Source organism: Streptomyces sp. NPDC051315, assembly GCF_044455165.1.
Classification (GTDB): domain Bacteria; phylum Actinomycetota; class Actinomycetes; order Streptomycetales; family Streptomycetaceae; genus Streptomyces.
Genome location: NZ_JBITEN010000013.1, coordinates 74,815 through 91,779, shown reverse-complemented (window position 1 = coordinate 91,779; position 16,965 = coordinate 74,815). Strand labels below are relative to the sequence as shown.

Genomic DNA, 16,965 nt, shown 5'->3' with positions numbered 1-16,965 from the left:
GCTGCGGTCAGTCCTCTTCGACGAGTCGGGCCAGGCGGATACGGTTGATCCTGCCCAGCTCGGTGCGGACGATCTCCCGCTCCTGGTCCGGCGCGTTGCCGATCCGTTCCCTGACCGCGTCGCGCATCTGCTCGCCGGTGCGGCCGGTGGCGCAGATCAGGAAGACGTGGCCGAACTTCTCCTGGTAGGCGAGGTTCAGTTCGAGCATCTCCGCCTTGAGCTCCTCGGAGGCGCCGGCCATGCCGCGCTGCTCCCGCGCCGAAGTCGGGTCGCCCGGCTTGGGACGGCCGATCGGCGGGTGCCCGGCCATCGCCTCCCGGAGGTCGTCGGTGGTCAGCTCGGCCATGGCGGCGTCGCTGGCGGCGTAGAGGTCGTCGACGGTGGCGTAGGGGCGGGCCGCGAGCAGCCGGCGGGCCCACGCCGTGGAGGCGCACGCCTCGTGGAGCGCGGTGAGGGCCGCGTGCTCCTCCAGGACGTTGAACCGGGCCAGGCCCGGGGGCGTGGAAGTCGAAGTCACGGGAGCCTCCGTGGCCGCGCTGGGCCGTCGTGCTGAACGGGCGTGCCGATAGCTAACGCCCTCCGCCACAACACGTCAACACTTTGTTGAAAATTCTGGGTGACGGAACCCGGCGGATCCGGCGATCCGGTGCGGCCCGTTGCCCGGTCAGGCCTCTTTCTCTCGGTTGAGGTAGTTGTAGACCGTGAAGCGGCTGACGCCGAGCGCGCTCGCCACGGTCTCCACGCCGTGCCGGACGGAGAAGGCGCCGCGCGCCTCGAGCACCCGCACGACCTCCTGCTTGGCCTTGCGGTCCAGGTCGGCCAGCGGCTTGCCCTTCTTGCGCTCCATGGCGGCCAGGATGTGGTCGAGGGAGTCGGCGAGCTGCGGCAGGCGCACGGCGACGACGTCGGTGCCCTCCCAGGCGAGGACGACGTCGTCGGGGCCGGCCTCGTCCGGTGGGAGCATCTCGCCACCCATGGCGTCGACCAGCGGTTTCACGGCCGCGATGAACAGCTCGTCCCCGGCGCGGGTCACTTCTCGCCCTCCCCGAGGACGTTGACCTGCAGCGAGACCCGGGTGGCGCCGGCCGCCAGGGTTCTGCGCAGCAGGGCGTCCACGGCGTTCAGGACCGCGTCGGTGCCGCCCTCGACGGTGTTGCCGAACGGGCCGACGTCGACGGCGTCCAGGTCGGCGGCCTCGACGACCTCACGGGCGACCAGCGCGTGCGCGGGTGCCTCGTCGAGGTCGAAGGGCTCGGTGGTGAACTCAACTCTCAGTCGCATCGCGCCCCCATACCTCTCTGACCTGCGCGTGGTGACGGCCCTCCGACGGGGGGGCGGTTCCGGGGCACAGGATGCCGTCGTCGACCGGTTTCCGACCTCCGGTTCCCGACACCCGGACCCCGACCTTAACGGACCGCACGACCGGGAAGCAGGGCGTCCCGCCCCCGCCCCGTCCGGGCGCCTGGGGGCGCCCCGCACGGCCGCCCGGCGACAGCCTCGCCCACCTTCGCCTCGGCCTCACCTCGAACCTTCACCTCGAACCTTCACCCCGGCCTTCGCCTCGGTCGGTGAGCGGCTGGACGCGGGGGCCGTCGAGGGTCCCTCCGTCCGGGCGAAGCCGCGTGTCGGACGGGCCCGGTGGCGTCCGCCCGGCGCGGGGACCACCGGGTTCCGTCACGTCCGCCCCCCTTGACAACCCGCGACCCCGGGCGGCAACCTTCCAATAAGCAGAAACAAACTTCCGCAATACGGAAAGCTATACGGAAGGAGCGCGGCACCCGATGGGATTCGCAGACCAGCGCTTCAACGTCAACCTGTCGATCCTCTTCACGGAACTCCCGCTCCTGGAGCGCCCCGCGGCCGCCGCCGCGGCCGGCTTCACCGCGGTCGAGCTGTGGTGGCCCTGGGTCGACTCCCCCACTCCCGAGCGGTCCGAGCTCGACGCCCTGAGGCGGTCGGTCGAGGACGCGGGCGTCCGGCTCACCGGCCTGAACTTCTACGCCGGCCGGCTCCCGGGCCCGGACCGCGGCGCCCTGTCGGTCCCGGGCGAGGAGTCGGAGCGGTTCCGCGCCAACATCGACGTGGCCGCCGACTTCGCCGGATCCCTGGGCTGCACCGCGCTCAACGCGCTGTACGGCAACCGCGTCGAGGGCGTGGACCCGGCCGAGCAGGACGCGCTGGCACTGGAGAACCTGGCGCTCGCCGCGCGGGCCGCCGACCGGATCGGCGCGATCCTGCTGGTCGAGGCGCTGAACCGGCCCGAGTCCCCGCTGTACCCGCTGGTGTCGGCGCCGGCCGCCGTCGGCGTGGTGGACCGGGTCAACGAGGCGACCGGGCTCGGCAACGCCCGCTTCCTGATGGACCTGTACCACCTGTCCATGAACGGCGAGGACCTGCCGTCGGTGATCGAGCGGTACGCCTCGGTCACCGGCCACGTCCAGATCGCCGACAGCCCCGGCCGCGGCGCCCCGGGCACCGGCTCGCTCCCCCTGGAGGACCTCCTCGACCAGCTGGCGAAGGCCGGTTACGCGGGCTGGGTGGGACTGGAGTACAAGCCGGGCGATCGCCCGAGCGCCGAGGCCTTCGGCTGGCTCCCCGCCGAGGCCCGCGGGGCCCGCTGAGGCGCGGGCGCCACCTCACCGACGTAGCAGCAGTTAGAGAGGCACCCTCATGAGCACCCCCGCCCACACCACCCGCCCGACGATCGCCTGGATCGGTCTCGGCATCATGGGCTCCCCCATGTCCGAGAACCTGATCAAGGCGGGCTACGACGTCACCGGCTTCACCCTGGAACGGGAGAAGCTGGACCGGCTGGCCGCCGCGGGCGGCACCGCCGCCGGATCCATCGCCGAGGCCGTCCGCGAAGCCGACGTCGTGATCACGATGGTGCCCGCCTCCCCGCAGGTCGAGGCCATCGCGTACGGCCCCGACGGCATCCTGGAGAACGCCCGGCCCGGAACACTGCTGATCGACATGTCCTCGATCACCCCGCAGACCTCGATCGACCTGGCGAAGGCCGCGCGGGAGAAGGGCATCCGCGTGCTGGACGCGCCCGTGTCCGGCGGCGAGGCGGGCGCCGTCGAGGCCGTGCTGTCCATCATGGTCGGCGGCGAGCAGGCCGACTTCGACGCGGCGGAGCCGATCTTCGAGGCGCTCGGCAGGACCATCGTGCTGTGCGGTCCGCACGGCTCGGGCCAGACCGTGAAGGCCGCCAACCAGCTGATCGTCGCCGTCAACATCCAGGCCTGCGCCGAGGCCGTCGTCTTCCTGGAGAAGTCCGGCGTGGACCTGAAGGCGGCGCTGAACGTCCTGGGCGGCGGGCTCGCCGGGTCGACCGTGCTGACACGCAAGAAGGACAACTTCCTGAACCGCGACTTCAAGCCGGGCTTCCGGATCGACCTGCACCACAAGGACATGGGCATCGTCACGGACGCCGCCCGCGCCGTCGGCGCGGCCCTGCCGGTCGGCGCCGTGGTGGCGCAGCTCGTGGCGAGCCTGCGCGCGCAGGGCGACGGCGGCCTGGACCACTCGGCACTGCTGCGGGCCGTGGAGCGCCTGTCCGGCGCGCAGGCCTGACGGCTCCCGAGACCTCCGGGCGGCGCCGCCGCCGACACTTGTCCTGTCGCGCCCAAGGCGGCGGCGCCGCCCGGAACCACACCCCGGACTTCGACACACCGTTGACGCCCGGTTCGTCCCGAACCCAGGCTCCGCGAAGCGGAAGAAGACTCCGCCGCCACCCGCCCGGAAGGTCCCCGATGCCGCAGCGCGCCCTCACCAGAACGCTCACCACGGATTCCGGCGCCCCGGTCGCGGACGACGACTTCTCCCAGGCGGGCGGGCCGTACCGCCTGCTGTCCGAGGACGAGCAGCCCCGTCCGGTCGCCCCCGGCGCCGGCGGCCTCTCCCAGGTCTCCCGCGACGACGTGGTCGAGCAGAACCCAGCCCCCTTCCACGCCGCCGACCCCGAGTACGGCAGGCGCGTGGAGGAGGAGGTCCGCGCCCCGGGCGAGGACTGAACCCCCGGCCCGCGCACGGGATCCGACGTGAGCGTCGTGATCCCGGGCGCGCGGCCCGCCGTCACCGCGCGATCCGGATGAGGGGTGATCGCGGGGCACCGGCGGGCAGGGCGAGGACCGCGGCGGCGTGCGAGCCAGTGCGGTGGTGAAGGAACGCGGTGCCCTCTCGACCAGAGGGAGGACACCCCGGCTCCGTCGCATCCGCCGCGGTCCCTGCCCCATGACACCCCCCGGCCCCGTCCGGCGGCGCGAACGTCCTGTCGCGCCCGGCCTCGCGCCGTCGGACGGCCGGGTCACCCGGACCACCCGGGGCTCCCCCGTCAGAACCGACCGACGGGGGAGCCCCGGCGTCTCCCCGGCCGGCGTGCGGATCCGTCGCGTCCGCAGCAGCCTGAAGGCATGGGCAATCCGACGCAGAACCCGCGCATCGTGGTCCACTCCCCGGCCCTGGACGGCTCCCGCCGGGTCACCGCAGGTGACGTCACCCTGGGGATCGCCACGCATCTCGACGACGTCGTCGAGATCCTCCGGCTGGCCGACCTGGACGAGATCGACGTGGAGGAGAGCGACCTCGTCGAGTGGCAGGGCGGCGGCCCGGAGGACTGGCCGGGGCTGTCGGAGCACCACTCACAGCAGGAGACGTAGGCGCCGTACGTCAACCTCAAATCAACCTCTGAACATGGTTCAGCAGGCTTCAACCACCCCTGCCCGAGGGCACATTGTGGTCACGCGGGGTCCGCCGGCACGGGGGCGGCGGACTCCGCCCCAGGGGGTGTGCCATGAGCGCGGACACGACCGGACGGCTCCAGCCGCACGAGGTCGCGCTGCTGCGGGGCGGCCCCCGCGCCGCCGTCACGGTGGCCGTGGTCGCCCTGCACCTGCGGGGCGCCGTGGAGGCGGGCCGGCCCGGCAGACTGCGGACCTCGGGATCGTCCACCGAGGCTGCCGGGCAGGCCCCGCCTCCCCCTCTCCCCCTTCCGTCCTTTCCGCCCCTTCCGGCCCTCGCCGAGGCCGTGCGCTCGGCGCTCGGCCGGCCCGCCGGCCTGCCGGAGGTACTGGTCCATGACGACGTCCGACTGGCCCTCGCCGAGCTGCGCGCCGGCCTGAAGTCCGCGGGGCTCCTGCGCGCCCTTCCGCCCCACCGCACCCGGACCGCCCGGCGGCTCCTCGCCGCCCTGCGCGCGGAACACCCGCTCCCCACGAGCCGGCGGGGCCAGTCGGTGCCCGACACGCTGATGGCGGTGGCCCTGTACGGCGAACCGGCGCTCCAGGTCCTCGTCCCGCGCTTCGCGCTGCGGGCGGGACTGGTCGCCCGGGCCGAGGCGGCGGACAGGGGCTTCCCCTCGCGCGCGCCCCGGGGCGGCGGCACGGAGGGTGTGGCCTACTCCTGCGGGGGCGGGGGCGGCGGCTCGGACTGAACCCGCGGACGGGCGTGCGCAAGGGGGCGGCCCGTCCCCGCGGGCGGGCCGCCCCCCTTGCCGACGACGCGGCGCGTCAGACCTTCAGCGTCCTGATCGACGTCGGCGCGTGAGCGGGCTCCGTCGCGAGCTCCTCGAACTCGACGACGTCGCCGATGTCGTTGGTCGTCGACATCGAGATGTTGGTGACCCGTTCCAGGATCACCTCGACGACGACCGGGACCCGGTACTCGGCGGCGAGCTTCTTCGCCTGCTCGAAGGCGGCGCCCAGTTCGTTCGGGTCGGTGACGCGGATCGCCTTGCAGCCGAGCCCCTCGGCGACCTTGACGTGGTCGACGCCGTACACACCCAGCTCCGGCGAGTTGATGTTCTCGAACTCCAGCTTGACCTGGAAGTCGATGTCGAAGGCGCGCTGCGCCTGCCGGATCAGGCCCAGGTAGGAGTTGTTCACCAGGACGTGGACGTACGGGATCCTGTGCTGGGCCCCGACCGCCAGCTCCTCGATCATGAACTGGAAGTCGTAGTCCCCGGAGAGGGCGACGACGGTCGCCTCCGGGTCGGCCGTGGCGACGCCGAGGGCGGCCGGGATGGTCCAGCCGAGGGGGCCGGCCTGGCCGCAGTTGATCCAGTGGCGCGGCCGGTAGACGTGCAGCATCTGGGCGCCGGCGATCTGCGAGAGGCCGATCGTGGTGACGTAGCGGGTCTCCGGGCCGAAGGCCTTGTTCATCTCCTCGTAGACCCGCTGGGGCTTGATCGGGATGTCGTCGAAGTGCGTACGCCGCTGGAGGGTCGCCCGCTTCTCCTGCGCGGCGGCGGCCCACGCGGAGCGGTCGGGCAGCGTGCCGGCCGCCTTCGCCTCCCGGGCCGCGGCCACGAACAGCTCCAGCGCGGCCCTGGCGTCGGAGGCGATGCCGTAGTCCGGGGCGAAGATCTTGCCGATCTGGGTGGGCTCGACGTCGACGTGGACGAAGGTGCGGCCGGCCGTGTAGACGTCGAGCCTGCCGGTGTGGCGGTTGGCCCAGCGGTTGCCGATGCCGAGGACGAAGTCGGACTCCAGGAAGGTCGCGTTGCCGTAGCGGTGCGAGGTCTGCAGGCCGACCATGCCGGCGTTCAGCTCGTGGTCGTCGGGGATGGTGCCCCAGCCCATCAGGGTCGGCACGACGGGGATGCCGGTCAGCTCGGCGAACTCGACGAGGAGTTCGCAGGCGTCGGCGGTGACGACACCGCCGCCGGCGACGATCAGCGGGCGTTCGGCGGCGTTCAGCATGCCGAGCGCCTTCTCGACCTGGGCGCGGGTCGCGGCCGGCTTGTAGACGGGCAGCGGCTCGTACGTGTCCGGGTCGAACTCGATCTCGGTGAGCTGCACGTCGATCGGCAGGTCGATGAGGACGGGGCCGGGGCGGCCGGAGCGCATGAGGTGGAAGGCCTGCTGGAAGACGCCGGGGACCTGCGCGGCCTCCAGGACGGTGACCGCCATCTTGGTCACCGGCTTGGCGATCGAGGCGATGTCGACGGCCTGGAAGTCCTCCTTGTGGATCACGGCGGTCGGCGCCTGCCCCGTGATGCACAGGATCGGGACGGAGTCGCCGATGGCCGAGTACAGACCGGTGATCATGTCGGTGCCGGCCGGACCCGAGGTGCCGACGCAGACACCGATGTTGCCCGGGTGTGTCCGGGTGTAGCCCTCGGCCATGTGCGAGGCGCCCTCGACGTGGCGGGCGAGGGTGTGGGCGATGCCGCCGGAGGCCTTGAGGGCCGCGTAGAAGGGGTTGATCGCCGCGCCGGGGACACCGAACGCGGCGGTGACGCCCTCGCGCCTGAGGATCTCAACTGCCGCGCGGGCAGCGGTCATTCGAGCCATCGAGTACTCCTGCTTCGGCTGTCGGATTCGCTCTCCCGTCGCGCCCCGCGGTGAGCACCTCCGCGATACTTTCGTATCGTGGAAATTGATTTCTACTATCTGGAAATAATGTAGGTGGGGGGAGGAAGGTCGTCAAGAGACGGACAAGCGGCGGTTTCCGGAGGACCATGGGGGCCATGTCCGAGAGCGTGCCGGTGCGCTGCCCGGCCTGCCGGCGCGAGCGCCTCTACACCGCGCCGTCCTACCCCTGCGTGTGCGGCACCGCGGTCGCGCCGCGGCTCGACCCGCGCACGGCTCCGACGGCCGTCGCGCACCGGGCCTGGGAGGAGGAGTGGGTCACCGTCCCCTGCCCCGCCTGCGGCCACCGCGCCCAGTGGCCCCGCCCGGAACTGGGCTGCCCCTGCGGCACGGTCCTGCGCATCCCGGTGACCGGCCCGCGACCGCACGACGGCCCGCGGCCGGACCACGGGCCGGAAGGGGAGACCGACGCGGGACGGGAGCCGGCCTCCGGGCGGGCGGCTCCGGGGCAGGAACCGGTTTCAGGTCGGGCGGCAGAACCGGTCTCAGGTCGGGAACCGGCCTCCCGGTGGGGCGTGCCTCGCACCTCCCCCTGGGCCACACCACCCCCCGCCCCCCGCCGCCCTTTCCACCCCGTCGCCATCCGTACCGCCCGCGACGCGGTCACGGCGACCGCGCTGTACCTGCGGTGGCTCGGCCACCCGGACATCCGGCGGGCCGACCAGCGGCCCACCTCCGGGATCGGGCTCTCCGCCCGTGGGCTGCTGGCGCACGTCGACCCCAGCGTGCACCCGGCCGCGCTGCGGGACGTCGAGTGCCTGTGGCTGACGGCCATGACGGACTCGGCGCACTGCGTGTACTTCTCCCTCGCCGGCTACACGCCCGAGGCCCGCGCCCGCGCCGACTCCCTCGCGGTCCCCCTCTTCGTCCTGGACCTCGCGGGCATCCCGCAGCCGGTCAACGCGGCGGCCGAGGAACTGGAGGCCCGGGGCGCCTGAACCCGCCCGAGGCTCCCTGGCCCCACCCGCACCACCGCCCCGGCCGTCCCCTCCGGCCGACCGGCCCCCGACGCCGACCCGGCCCGCACGCCGGTCCGGCCCCTGGCACCGGCCCGGCCCGGCTCCTCACGCCGGCCCGCCGCGCGGGTCCGCCGCGCCGGCCCCTACGCCCCGTACCTCTCCCGCAGCTCCACCTTCCGCACCTTCCCCGACACGGTCATCGGGAAGGCCTCCAGCACCTGGAGCCTGCTCGGCACCTTGTAGTGGGCCAGCCGCCCCTGGCAGAAGGCGCGCAGCTCGTCCAGGGTGAGGGGGTCGGCGGGGTCCCGCGGGATCACGCAGGCGAGCACCTCCTCGCCGTACGTCTCATGGGGTACGCCGACGACCTGGACGTCCCTGATCTTGGGGTGCCCGTAGAGGAACTCCTCGATCTCGCGCGGGTAGATGTTCTCGCCGCCCCGGATGATCATGTCCTTGATGCGTCCGACGATCTCGACGTACCCGTCCTCGCGCATCACGGCGAGGTCGCCGGTGTGCATCCAGCGGCCCGCGTCGACGGCCTCGGCGGTCTTCCCGGGTTCGTTCCAGTAACCGAGCATCACGCTGTAGCCGCGCGTGCACAGCTCTCCCGCGCTGCCGCGCGGCCGGGTCACGCCGGTCGCCGGGTCGACCACCTTCACCTCGATGTGCGGCAGCACGCGGCCGACCGTGCCGGTGCGGTGCTCCAGGTCGTCGTCGCGGCGGGTCTGGGTGGAGACGGGTGAGGTCTCGGTCATGCCGTAGCAGATCGACACCTCCGCCATGTTCATCTCGGCGACCACCCGTTTCATCACCTCGACCGGGCAGGGCGAGCCCGCCATGATGCCGGTGCGCAGCGACGACAGGTCGTAGCTCGCGAATTCGGGGAGGTTCAGCTCCGCGATGAACATGGTCGGGACGCCGTACAGGGACGTGCAGCGCTCCTGCTGGACGGCCTCCAGGGTGGCCTTGGGGTCGAAGGAGGGGGCCGGGATCACCATGCAGGCACCGTGCGAGGTCGCCGCCAGGTTTCCCATCACCATGCCGAAGCAGTGGTAGAAGGGCACCGGGATGCAGATCCGGTCCTGCTCGCTGTAGGCGATCATCTCGCCCACGAAGTAACCGTTGTTGAGGATGTTGTGGTGGGAGAGGGTCGCGCCCTTGGGGAAGCCCGTGGTCCCCGAGGTGTACTGGATGTTGATGGGGTCGTCGCAGGACAGCTCCCGTCCCCGCGCCGCGAGTTCCTCCCGCCGGTCGGGGGTGCCGCGGCCGAGCAGCGCCTCCCAGCTCGGGTCGCCGAAGTAGACCGCCTCCCTCAACTGCGGGCACCTGCCCCGCACCTGCTCGACCATCGCCCGGTAGTCGCTCGTCCTGTGGCTGATGGAGGCGAACAGCAGTGAGATCCCGGCCTGGTTCAGGACGTACTCGACCTCGTGCGTGCGGTACGCCGGGTTGATGTTCACCATGATCGCGCCGATGCGGGCGGTGGCGTACTGGACCAGCACCCACTCGGCGCAGTTGACCGCCCAGATGCCCACCCGGTCGCCCTTGGCGACCCCGCTCGCGAGCAGGGCGCACGCCAGCTCGTCCACGTCCGCGACGAACCGGGCGTACGTCCAGCGCCGCCCGGACGGCACGTCGACGAGCGCCTCACGGTCCGGCCACCGCGCCGCGGCCCGGTCGAGGTCGGCGCCGATGGTGTCGCCGAGCAGCGGGGTCGCGCTGGTGCCGTGCGCGTAGGAGTTCACCGGAAGTCCTCCTCGCGGTACTCGTCGGCCGAGCCCGCCGCCGTGGCCTCGCGCAGCTCGATGCGGCGGATCTTGCCGGAGACGGTCTTGGGCAGCGGCGCGAACTCCAGGCGGCGGACGCGCTTGTAGGGCGCGAGGACCTCGCGGGAGTGCTCGAACAGCACCTTCGCGGTGTCGGGACCGGGCTCCCAGCCCTCGGCGAGGACGACGTACGCCTTGGGCACGGCCAGCCTCAGCTCGTCCGGGGCGGGGACGACGGCCGCCTCGGCGACGGCCTCGTGCTCCAGCAGCGCGCTCTCCAGCTCGAAGGGGCTGATCTTGTAGTCGGAGGCCTTGAAGACGTCGTCGCTGCGGCCGACGTAGGTGAGGTAACCGTTCTCGTCGCGTGCCCCGATGTCGCCGGTGCGGTAGTAACCGCCCGCCATCGCCTCCGCCGTCCGGTCGGCGTCGCCGTGGTAACCGGTCATCAGGCCGACCGGCCGCGCCGACAGGTCCAGCGCGATCTCTCCCTCGGCCGCGCCGGGCGCGCCCGACACCGGGTCGAGGAGTTCCACGCGGTAGCCCGGGCTCGGGCGGCCCATGGAGCCGGTCTTCAGGGGCTGTCCGGGGCTGTTGGCGATCTGCACGGCCGTCTCCGTCTGGCCGAAGCCGTCCCGGACGGTCACGCCCCAGGCCCGCCGCACCTGCTCGATGACCTCGGGGTTCAGGGGCTCCCCCGCGGCCACCGCCTCGCGCGGCGGGGTGCGCAGCTGGGTCAGGTCGGCCTGGATGAGCATGCGCCAGACGGTCGGCGGCGCGCAGAAGGTCGTCACGCCGGCGCGGTCCATCTCCGCCATCAGCCGGGCCGGGTCGAAGCGCGTGTAGTTGTGGATGAAAACGGTTGCCTCGGCGTTCCACGGCGCGAAGAGGTTGGACCAGGCGTGCTTGGCCCAGCCGGGCGAGGAGATGTTCAGATGCACGTCGCCGGGCTCGAGGCCGATCCAGTACATGGTCGCCAGGTGCCCGATCGGGTACGACACGTGGGTGTGCTCGACGAGCTTGGGGCGGGCCGTCGTGCCGGAGGTGAAGTACAGCATCAGCGGATCGTCGGCGAGGGTGGGGCCGTCGGGCAGGAACTCGGCGGACGCGGCGTGGGCGTCCTCGTACGGCTGCCAGCCCTGCGGCACGCCGCCGACGGCGGTGCGCGTGTAGTCGCCGGGTACGTCGTCGAACTTGCCGGCGTCCTCGGCGCGCACGACGACGTGCCGCACCCGGCCGCGTTCCACCCGGTCGCGCAGGTCGGCGGGGCCGAGCAGCGGGGTGGCGGGGATGACGACGGCGCGCAGCTTCATCGCGGCCAGGGCGGTCTCCCACAGTTCGGCCTGGTTGCCGAGCATGACGAGGATGCGGTCCTCGGCCTCGACGCCGCGCTCGCGCAGCAGGTTGGCGACCCTGTCGGAGCGTTCGGCCAGTTCGGCGAAGGAGAGCCGGACCTCGGAGCCGTCCTCCTCGACGATGTGCAGCGCGGGGCGGTCGTTTCCCTCCGCGATGACGTCGAACCAGTCGAGGGCCCAGTTGAAGTGCTCGGGCCGGGGCCATTCGAAGCCCTCGTAGGCCCTGGCGTAGTCCTCACGGTGTTCCAGCAGGAAGTCCCGGGCCCTGCGGAACTGCTCGGTCGCCGTCGTCATCTGTCCTCCTAGGTGCCGGACCATTGCCGGGCGGCTCTCTGTCATCGTGTAATCCGTGATGCGGGTCTCACTACCCCCGAACGGGGGTCACCGCGGCGCACGGGCGCGAGGAAGGGCGGGCAGGTGGCAGCAGCGGACGCGGCCGGGGCGGTGGAGATCCGTGGCGCGCTGGCGCGGCTGCGGCGGGTGACGGGGCTGCCGGTCGCCTTCGGCGGGCTGGTGGAACCGGGCCGGCAGCGGATGCGCATCAGCGAACTGAGCGGCGCGGCCACCTTCGCGCTGCGCGGTCTGGCGGTGACCTCCGGCAACGGTCTCGGCGGCAAGGCGGTCGCGCTGGCCCGCCCCTGCGCGGTGTCCGACTACTCCCTCTCCCGGCAGATCAGCCACGAGTACGACGCGGCGGTGGCCGAGGAGGGCCTGCGCTCGGTCCTCGCGGTCCCCGTCGTGGTACGGCGCCGGGTGCGGGGTGTGCTGTACGGCGCCCTGCGGACGGCCCAGCCGCTGGGTGACCGCACGCTGAACGCGGCGGTCGGCGTGGCGCGGGACGTGGAGCAGTCGCTGGTGGTCGGGGACGAGGCGCGCGGTCTGCTGACGGCGGCGCGCCCGCAGGCCGGTGGCGGTTCGGCGGCGGGCTGGGAGCAGGTCCGGGAGGCCCACGCGGCGTTGCGGGCGCTGGCCCCGCGCATCACCGATCCCGGTCTGCGGGCCGAGTTGCTGGCCGCCTGCGGGCTGCTGACGGCGGGGCGGGCGGTACCGGAGCTCAGCCTGGCGCCGCGCGAGCTGGACGTCCTGACGTGCGTGGCGGCGGGGGCGACCAACGCGGCGGCCGCCGAGCGGCTGGGTCTGCGCCCGGAGACGGTCAAGGGCTACCTCCGGTCGGCGATGCGGAAACTGGGGGCCCACACGCGTGGGGAGGCGGTGGTCGCGGCACGGAGGGCGGGGTTGCTGCCGTAAGGAAGAGGGGCCGTGGAGGGGGAGGCGGACGCGGGTCCGCCGTGGGCGTGGCGTGGGTGCGGGGGCGGAGTGAGCGGCCTCGCCGGAGCGATCGGATCGAGCCAGGGAGGGCTTCGGGCGACGACCGTTCATTCATCCCTCACCTCGATGAATTTCCCTGTGCCTCAGCTGTTATATCCCTCACCACCTCGTCCCTCCGGATTTCAAGGGGACGTTGCCTAGAATTTGGCCCGGACACGACACACGGAGGGAGCGGTGACCGTGCGACGGGACTTCAAGGAGCCTGCCAGATGCCGCCCCGACCTGGTCATCGGCCGGGAGGAGCTGTTCACGGCCGCCCGTGACCAGTTGGCCCGCGGCGGCAGTGTGCTGCTCCACGGCCCCGCCGGAATAGGAAAGTCGACCGTGCTGCGGGCATTGGCCGCGGATTACGGCGAGGCGGCCCGCACCGTGTTGCGCTGCTCGGCCACCGAGTCCGAATCCCACCTCCCCTTCCTGGCCCTGGCCGACCTGTTCGGGCTGGTCCTCGACGAGGTCTCCGACCGGCTGCCCGCCGCCCAGCGCACCGCCCTGGAGTCGGCCCTGACCGGCCGCGGCGAATCGACTCTGCAGAGCGACGGCCTCGCCCTCCGGCTGGCCGTGCTGTCCGCGCTGCGCGCCCTCGCCGCCGCGGGCCCCGTCCTGGTCGTCGCCGACGACCTGCAGTGGCTGGACTCCGCCAGTGCCGAACTCCTCGGCTTCGCCGCCCGCCGCCTGGGCGAGACCCCCGTCCAACTGCTGTGCGCGGTGCGGACGGAGGGGCAGGAGTACGACCGTCATCTACGCGCGTCCCCGCCCGACACCCTCGCCGTCCGCCTCAACCCCCTCTCCCGCACCCAGGTCTCCGTCCTGCTCGACCACCGCGGCTACACCGACCTGCCCCGCTCCACGGTCCGCGAGATCCACCGCACCAGCGGCGGCAACCCCCTGTTCGCCCTGGAGCTGGGCCGCGCCCTCGGCGAGAACCCGACCCCGCCGCGCCCCGGCGAGCCGCTGCCCGTGCCGACCTCGCTGCGCGCCCTGGTGCTCAGCCGCCTGGAGATGCTCTCCGACGAGGCCCGCCGCACCCTGCTCGTCGCCAGCGCGGGCGCCCGCCCCACCCTGGCGCTGCTGCACGCGGCCGGCCGTGAGAACGCCGAGGCCGAGACCGCCCAGGCGGCGGCCCTCGGGCTGCTCGCGACGGAGCCCGAGGGGCCGGCCGTACGGTTCGCGCATCCGCTGATCTCGGCCGCGCTGTACGCGGAGGCGCCCGCGCAGGAGCGGCGGGCCGCGCACGCCGCGCTGTCCACGGCCGCCTCCGATCCGATCGAGCGGGCCCGCAACCTCGCCCTGGCGACCACCGGCACCGACCCGGAGGTGGCCGCCCGGCTCGCCGAGGCCGCCGCGCTGGCCCGGGACCGGGGCGCGCCCTCGGTGGCCGCCTCGCTCGGTCTGCTCGCGGCCCGCCACACCCCGCCGGACGACACCCCCGGCCCCGATGAGCACCGGCTGCGGGCCGCGGAGGACGCCATCACGGCCGGCGAGGTGGACCTTGCCCGGGACATCGCGCGTGAGGTGCTCACCCGGGCCACGGTGCCCGCCGAGCGCGTCCGGGCCTGGGAGGTGGTGATCGAGGCGGCCGGGCAGTCCCTGGGCGAGGTCGACGCCGTCTTCCCGCAGGCCCTCGCCGACGCCGGCGACGACCCGCGGCTGCTCGCCCTGGTCCACTACCGGCTGGCCTGGCGCAAGCTGGTCGTCGAGGGTGATTTCGCCGAGGCCCGGCAGGAGGCCGCGCACACCGCCGACCTGGCGGCGCGCGGCGGCGACCGGCGCACCGAGCTGATGGCGCTGTCCTTCCAGGCGTCGACCGAGATCCTGATGGGTCATCCGCTCGCGCCGACGACGATCAAGCGGGCACTGAAGGAGCCCCAGGACCCGTACGTGACGTGCCATCACAACGGCGTCGGCATGGCCCGGTTCCGCTGGCTGCTGATGAGCGACCAGTTGTCCGAGGCCCGGTCGACCATCACGGCGCTGCTGCGTGAGGTGCGCCGGCGCGGCATGGTCGAGAGCGAGGTGCACTTCCAGCGTTTCCTCGCCGACATCGAACTGCGCTCCGGGCACTGCGGACGCGCCCTGGACCTGGCCCGGGAGAGCCTGCGGCTGGCCCGCGACTCGGGGATCGGCCTGGGCGCCTCCGCCATGCTCACCTCCCTCGCGGAGGCCTCCGGCGGCGACGTCGACCGGGCGTTGGTGCTGGCCCGGGAGGCCGTGGACCGCGCCGAGGAGGACGGCGACCAGATGTACCTCTCCCGTGCCCTGGCCGCCCTGGGCTACGCCCAGTTGGTGGCCGGGGACGCGGCCGGCGCGGTCGGCAGCCTGCGCCGGGTGCGGGAACTGGAGCAGGGTCTCGGCATCACCGACCCGGCGCGCGGCCGCTGGCAGGGCGACCTCGCCGAGGCCCTGGTCCTCGTCGGTGAACCGCGCGAGGCGCAGGACCTCATCGACGTCACCCGCGAGCAAGCGCTGCGGCTGGGCCGGGAGAGTGTCCTGGCGGTGCTGGACCGGGCGGAGGCGCTGGTGCGGGCGGCACAGGGCGACCAGGGCGGGGCGCTGACCCGCCTGACGTCCGTTCAGGACCGGCTCGCCAGGCTGGGTTACGGCCTGGAGGAGGCGCGGGCGGCGTTCGCGCTGGCCCGGCTGCGCACCCGACGGCCGGGGCCGACGTCGTACGAGGAGGCGGCGCGGCTGTTCCGGCGGTGCCGGGCGCTGCCGTGGCTGCGCCAGGTCGACGCGGCGGCCGCGGAGGTCCCGGCGGAGCCGCAGGCGCGGCCGGCGCCGGTGCCCGCGTCGGACGCGCTCGAGGGGCTGGCCTCGATGGAGCGTCAGGTGGCCTCGCTGGTGATGGAGGGCGCGACCAACCGGGAGATAGCCGCTCGGCTGTTCATCAGTGTCAAGACGGTGGAGGCGACCCTGACCCGGGTCTACCGCAAGCTGGGGATCCGCTCGCGGGTGGACATCGTCCGACTGGCGGCGGGGCGTCACGCGAAGTAAGGATTCGGCAGGTTAACTGCCAGCGCGGGCTCCTGGCGCGGGCGTTCACGGCACAGGCTCGGCGCGCGGGGTCTGCCAAGGGGCGACCGAGGGTTTTCCCTCCCCAACTCCCCTAGGGGGTTCCCTCATTGGGAGGCAAGGGTTCCGGCCCCTAGCGTAAGGGACGTGCCGCTCGCCCGGGCACACGGGGGTCGGTCCCGCGACCCCCGTGCACTCCCCCACACCCGTGCGACCCCCCACCGGCAACTCCCTCAGCAAGGAGATCCATGTTCGGGCTCAACCGTGCCAAGAAGACCGCGGCTCTCGTCGCCGCGACTGCTGCCGCCGCAGCGTCGGCCCTGCTCAGCGCCCCCACCGCTGTCGCAGCGCCGCAGCCGATCGTCGGCGGTACGACGACCACCACGACGGCGTACCCGTTCATGATGCAGATCACGGACGCCTCGCAGAACCAGTTCTGCGGCGGCACCCTCGTCTCGCCCACCAAGGTGGTCACCGCCGCGCACTGCATGGTCGGCGAGACCACCGGCAGCGTGAGAGTGGTCGGCGGCCGCACCTACCTCAACGGCACCAACGGCACGGTGAGCCGGGTGAGCAAGATCTGGATCCACCCGTCCTACACGGACGCCACCAACGGCGACGACGTGGCCGTCCTGACCCTGTCGACGTCGATGCCGTACACCACGGCGTCGTACGTCTCCTCCTCCCAGACGAGCGTGTACGCGGCCGGCACCACGGCCCGCGTCCTCGGCTGGGGCACCACCTCCTCGGGTGGCAGCTCGTCCAACCAGCTGCGCACGGCGACCGTCCCGATCGTGTCGGACTCCAGCTGCGGCAGCTCGTACGGCTCCGACTTCGTCGCGAGCGACATGGTGTGCGCCGGATACACGTCCGGCGGCGTGGACACCTGCCAGGGCGACAGCGGCGGTCCCCTGCTCATCGGGGGCGTCCTGGCAGGGATCACTTCCTGGGGCGAGGGCTGCGCGGAGGCCGGTTACCCGGGTGTGTACACCCGGCTGACCACCTTCTCCAGCCTCGTGACCGCACAGGTCACCTCGTGACCGGAAAGTTCTCCTGAGCACCCCTCAGGTGACGTACCAGGGGGGGGGGGGGGGGGGGGGGGGGGGGGGGGGGGGGGGGGGGGGGGGGGGGCGGGGCGGCCCGCGGGCCCCCCCCCCCGCCCGCACCCCCCGCCCCC

14 protein-coding genes and 1 pseudogene are annotated in these 16,965 nt (G+C 73.2%); 9 read left to right on the top strand and 6 right to left on the bottom strand.

The genetic code is table 11. The annotated features are described in order from the left end of the window. Positions 1 to 7 precede the first annotated feature (7 nt). The 3 genes from uraD to ACIBBD_RS24450 all read right to left on the bottom strand — a co-directional run bounded on the left by uraD (position 8) and on the right by ACIBBD_RS24450 (position 1,281). Positions 8 to 517, bottom strand: a complete 510-nt coding sequence (uraD, locus tag ACIBBD_RS24460) for a 2-oxo-4-hydroxy-4-carboxy-5-ureidoimidazoline decarboxylase (RefSeq protein WP_399421637.1) — start codon at positions 515 to 517, stop codon at positions 8 to 10. Positions 518 to 664: 147 nt separating this feature from the next. Further along, a complete protein-coding gene (locus ACIBBD_RS24455; RefSeq protein ID WP_399421636.1) occupies positions 665 to 1,033 on the bottom strand; it encodes a helix-turn-helix domain-containing protein in 369 nt (122 codons plus the stop codon). Further along, positions 1,030 to 1,281 (bottom strand): thiamine-binding protein, encoded by a 252-nt coding sequence (locus tag ACIBBD_RS24450; RefSeq protein ID WP_399421635.1) that lies wholly within the window; start codon positions 1,279 to 1,281, stop codon positions 1,030 to 1,032. Before ACIBBD_RS24450 ends, ACIBBD_RS24455 begins: the two co-directional genes overlap by 4 nt. Before the next feature lie 500 nt (positions 1,282 to 1,781). On the opposite strand from ACIBBD_RS24450, the gene ACIBBD_RS24445 reads away from it, so the two are divergent. The 5 genes and pseudogenes from ACIBBD_RS24445 (at position 1,782) to ACIBBD_RS24425 (ending at position 5,434) form a co-directional block, all read left to right on the top strand. Then, positions 1,782 to 2,621 (top strand): TIM barrel protein, encoded by an 840-nt coding sequence (locus tag ACIBBD_RS24445; RefSeq protein WP_399421634.1) that lies wholly within the window; start codon positions 1,782 to 1,784, stop codon positions 2,619 to 2,621. 49 nt (positions 2,622 to 2,670) lie between these two features. After that, positions 2,671 to 3,576, top strand: a complete 906-nt coding sequence (locus ACIBBD_RS24440) for a 2-hydroxy-3-oxopropionate reductase (RefSeq protein ID WP_399421633.1) — start codon at positions 2,671 to 2,673, stop codon at positions 3,574 to 3,576. Positions 3,577 to 3,812: 236 nt separating this feature from the next. Continuing rightward, positions 3,813 to 4,016 (top strand): annotated as a pseudogene (locus tag ACIBBD_RS24435) (catalase-related domain-containing protein); the annotation flags it as partial. Between the two features lie 399 nt (positions 4,017 to 4,415). Then, positions 4,416 to 4,661 carry a hypothetical protein gene (locus ACIBBD_RS24430; protein ID WP_399421632.1) on the top strand — a complete coding sequence of 82 codons (246 nt, stop codon included), beginning with the start codon at positions 4,416 to 4,418 and terminating at the stop codon, positions 4,659 to 4,661. Between the two features lie 134 nt (positions 4,662 to 4,795). After that, complete coding sequence (locus ACIBBD_RS24425; RefSeq protein ID WP_399421631.1) at positions 4,796 to 5,434, top strand: TIGR04222 domain-containing membrane protein; 639 nt, start codon at positions 4,796 to 4,798, stop codon at positions 5,432 to 5,434. 76 nt (positions 5,435 to 5,510) lie between these two features. Here ACIBBD_RS24425 and gcl read toward each other — a convergent pair whose 3' ends face one another. Next, positions 5,511 to 7,295 carry a glyoxylate carboligase gene (gcl, locus tag ACIBBD_RS24420; RefSeq protein WP_399421630.1) on the bottom strand — a complete coding sequence of 595 codons (1,785 nt, stop codon included), beginning with the start codon at positions 7,293 to 7,295 and terminating at the stop codon, positions 5,511 to 5,513. 176 nt (positions 7,296 to 7,471) lie between these two features. On the opposite strand from gcl, the gene ACIBBD_RS24415 reads away from it, so the two are divergent. Then, on the top strand, positions 7,472 to 8,311 hold the full coding sequence (locus ACIBBD_RS24415) for a hypothetical protein (RefSeq protein WP_399421629.1): 840 nt from the start codon (positions 7,472 to 7,474) through the stop codon (positions 8,309 to 8,311). 164 nt (positions 8,312 to 8,475) lie between these two features. Here the strand turns inward: ACIBBD_RS24415 and ACIBBD_RS24410 are convergent, their stop codons facing one another. Together ACIBBD_RS24410 and ACIBBD_RS24405 are read right to left on the bottom strand one after the other, a co-directional pair. Next, positions 8,476 to 10,077 (bottom strand): AMP-binding protein, encoded by a 1,602-nt coding sequence (locus ACIBBD_RS24410; RefSeq protein ID WP_399421628.1) that lies wholly within the window; start codon positions 10,075 to 10,077, stop codon positions 8,476 to 8,478. Beyond that, entirely contained in the window at positions 10,074 to 11,744 is a 1,671-nt protein-coding gene (locus ACIBBD_RS24405; RefSeq protein WP_399421626.1) for an AMP-binding protein, read from the bottom strand. The genes ACIBBD_RS24410 and ACIBBD_RS24405 overlap by 4 nt, the downstream gene beginning before the upstream one ends. Positions 11,745 to 11,867: 123 nt before the next feature. On the opposite strand from ACIBBD_RS24405, the gene ACIBBD_RS24400 reads away from it, so the two are divergent. The 3 genes from ACIBBD_RS24400 to ACIBBD_RS24390 all read left to right on the top strand — a co-directional run bounded on the left by ACIBBD_RS24400 (position 11,868) and on the right by ACIBBD_RS24390 (position 16,828). Then, the gene (locus tag ACIBBD_RS24400; protein ID WP_399421625.1) at positions 11,868 to 12,698 is read left to right on the top strand and encodes a response regulator transcription factor; all 831 of its coding nucleotides are present in this window, start codon (positions 11,868 to 11,870) and stop codon (positions 12,696 to 12,698) included. 255 nt (positions 12,699 to 12,953) lie between these two features. Continuing rightward, positions 12,954 to 15,770 (top strand): AAA family ATPase, encoded by a 2,817-nt coding sequence (locus ACIBBD_RS24395; RefSeq protein ID WP_399421624.1) that lies wholly within the window; start codon positions 12,954 to 12,956, stop codon positions 15,768 to 15,770. 266 nt (positions 15,771 to 16,036) lie between these two features. Then, positions 16,037 to 16,828, top strand: a complete 792-nt coding sequence (locus tag ACIBBD_RS24390; RefSeq protein WP_399421623.1) for a S1 family peptidase — start codon at positions 16,037 to 16,039, stop codon at positions 16,826 to 16,828. Positions 16,829 to 16,965: the final 137 nt, after the last annotated feature.

Bases quoted from the DNA above. Each gene is read 5' to 3' on its own strand.
- ACIBBD_RS24445 (WP_399421634.1), top strand. From the start codon at position 1,782: ATGGGATTCGCAGACCAGCGCTTCAACGTCAACCTGTCGATCCTCTTC.
- ACIBBD_RS24450 (WP_399421635.1), bottom strand. From the start codon at position 1,281: ATGCGACTGAGAGTTGAGTTCACCACCGAGCCCTTCGACCTCGACGAG.
- ACIBBD_RS24405 (WP_399421626.1), bottom strand. From the start codon at position 11,744: ATGACGACGGCGACCGAGCAGTTCCGCAGGGCCCGGGACTTCCTGCTG.
- ACIBBD_RS24415 (WP_399421629.1), top strand. From the start codon at position 7,472: ATGTCCGAGAGCGTGCCGGTGCGCTGCCCGGCCTGCCGGCGCGAGCGC.
- ACIBBD_RS24430 (WP_399421632.1), top strand. From the start codon at position 4,416: ATGGGCAATCCGACGCAGAACCCGCGCATCGTGGTCCACTCCCCGGCC.
- gcl (WP_399421630.1), bottom strand. From the start codon at position 7,295: ATGGCTCGAATGACCGCTGCCCGCGCGGCAGTTGAGATCCTCAGGCGC.
- ACIBBD_RS24425 (WP_399421631.1), top strand. From the start codon at position 4,796: ATGAGCGCGGACACGACCGGACGGCTCCAGCCGCACGAGGTCGCGCTG.
- ACIBBD_RS24440 (WP_399421633.1), top strand. From the start codon at position 2,671: ATGAGCACCCCCGCCCACACCACCCGCCCGACGATCGCCTGGATCGGT.
- ACIBBD_RS24390 (WP_399421623.1), top strand. From the start codon at position 16,037: ATGTTCGGGCTCAACCGTGCCAAGAAGACCGCGGCTCTCGTCGCCGCG.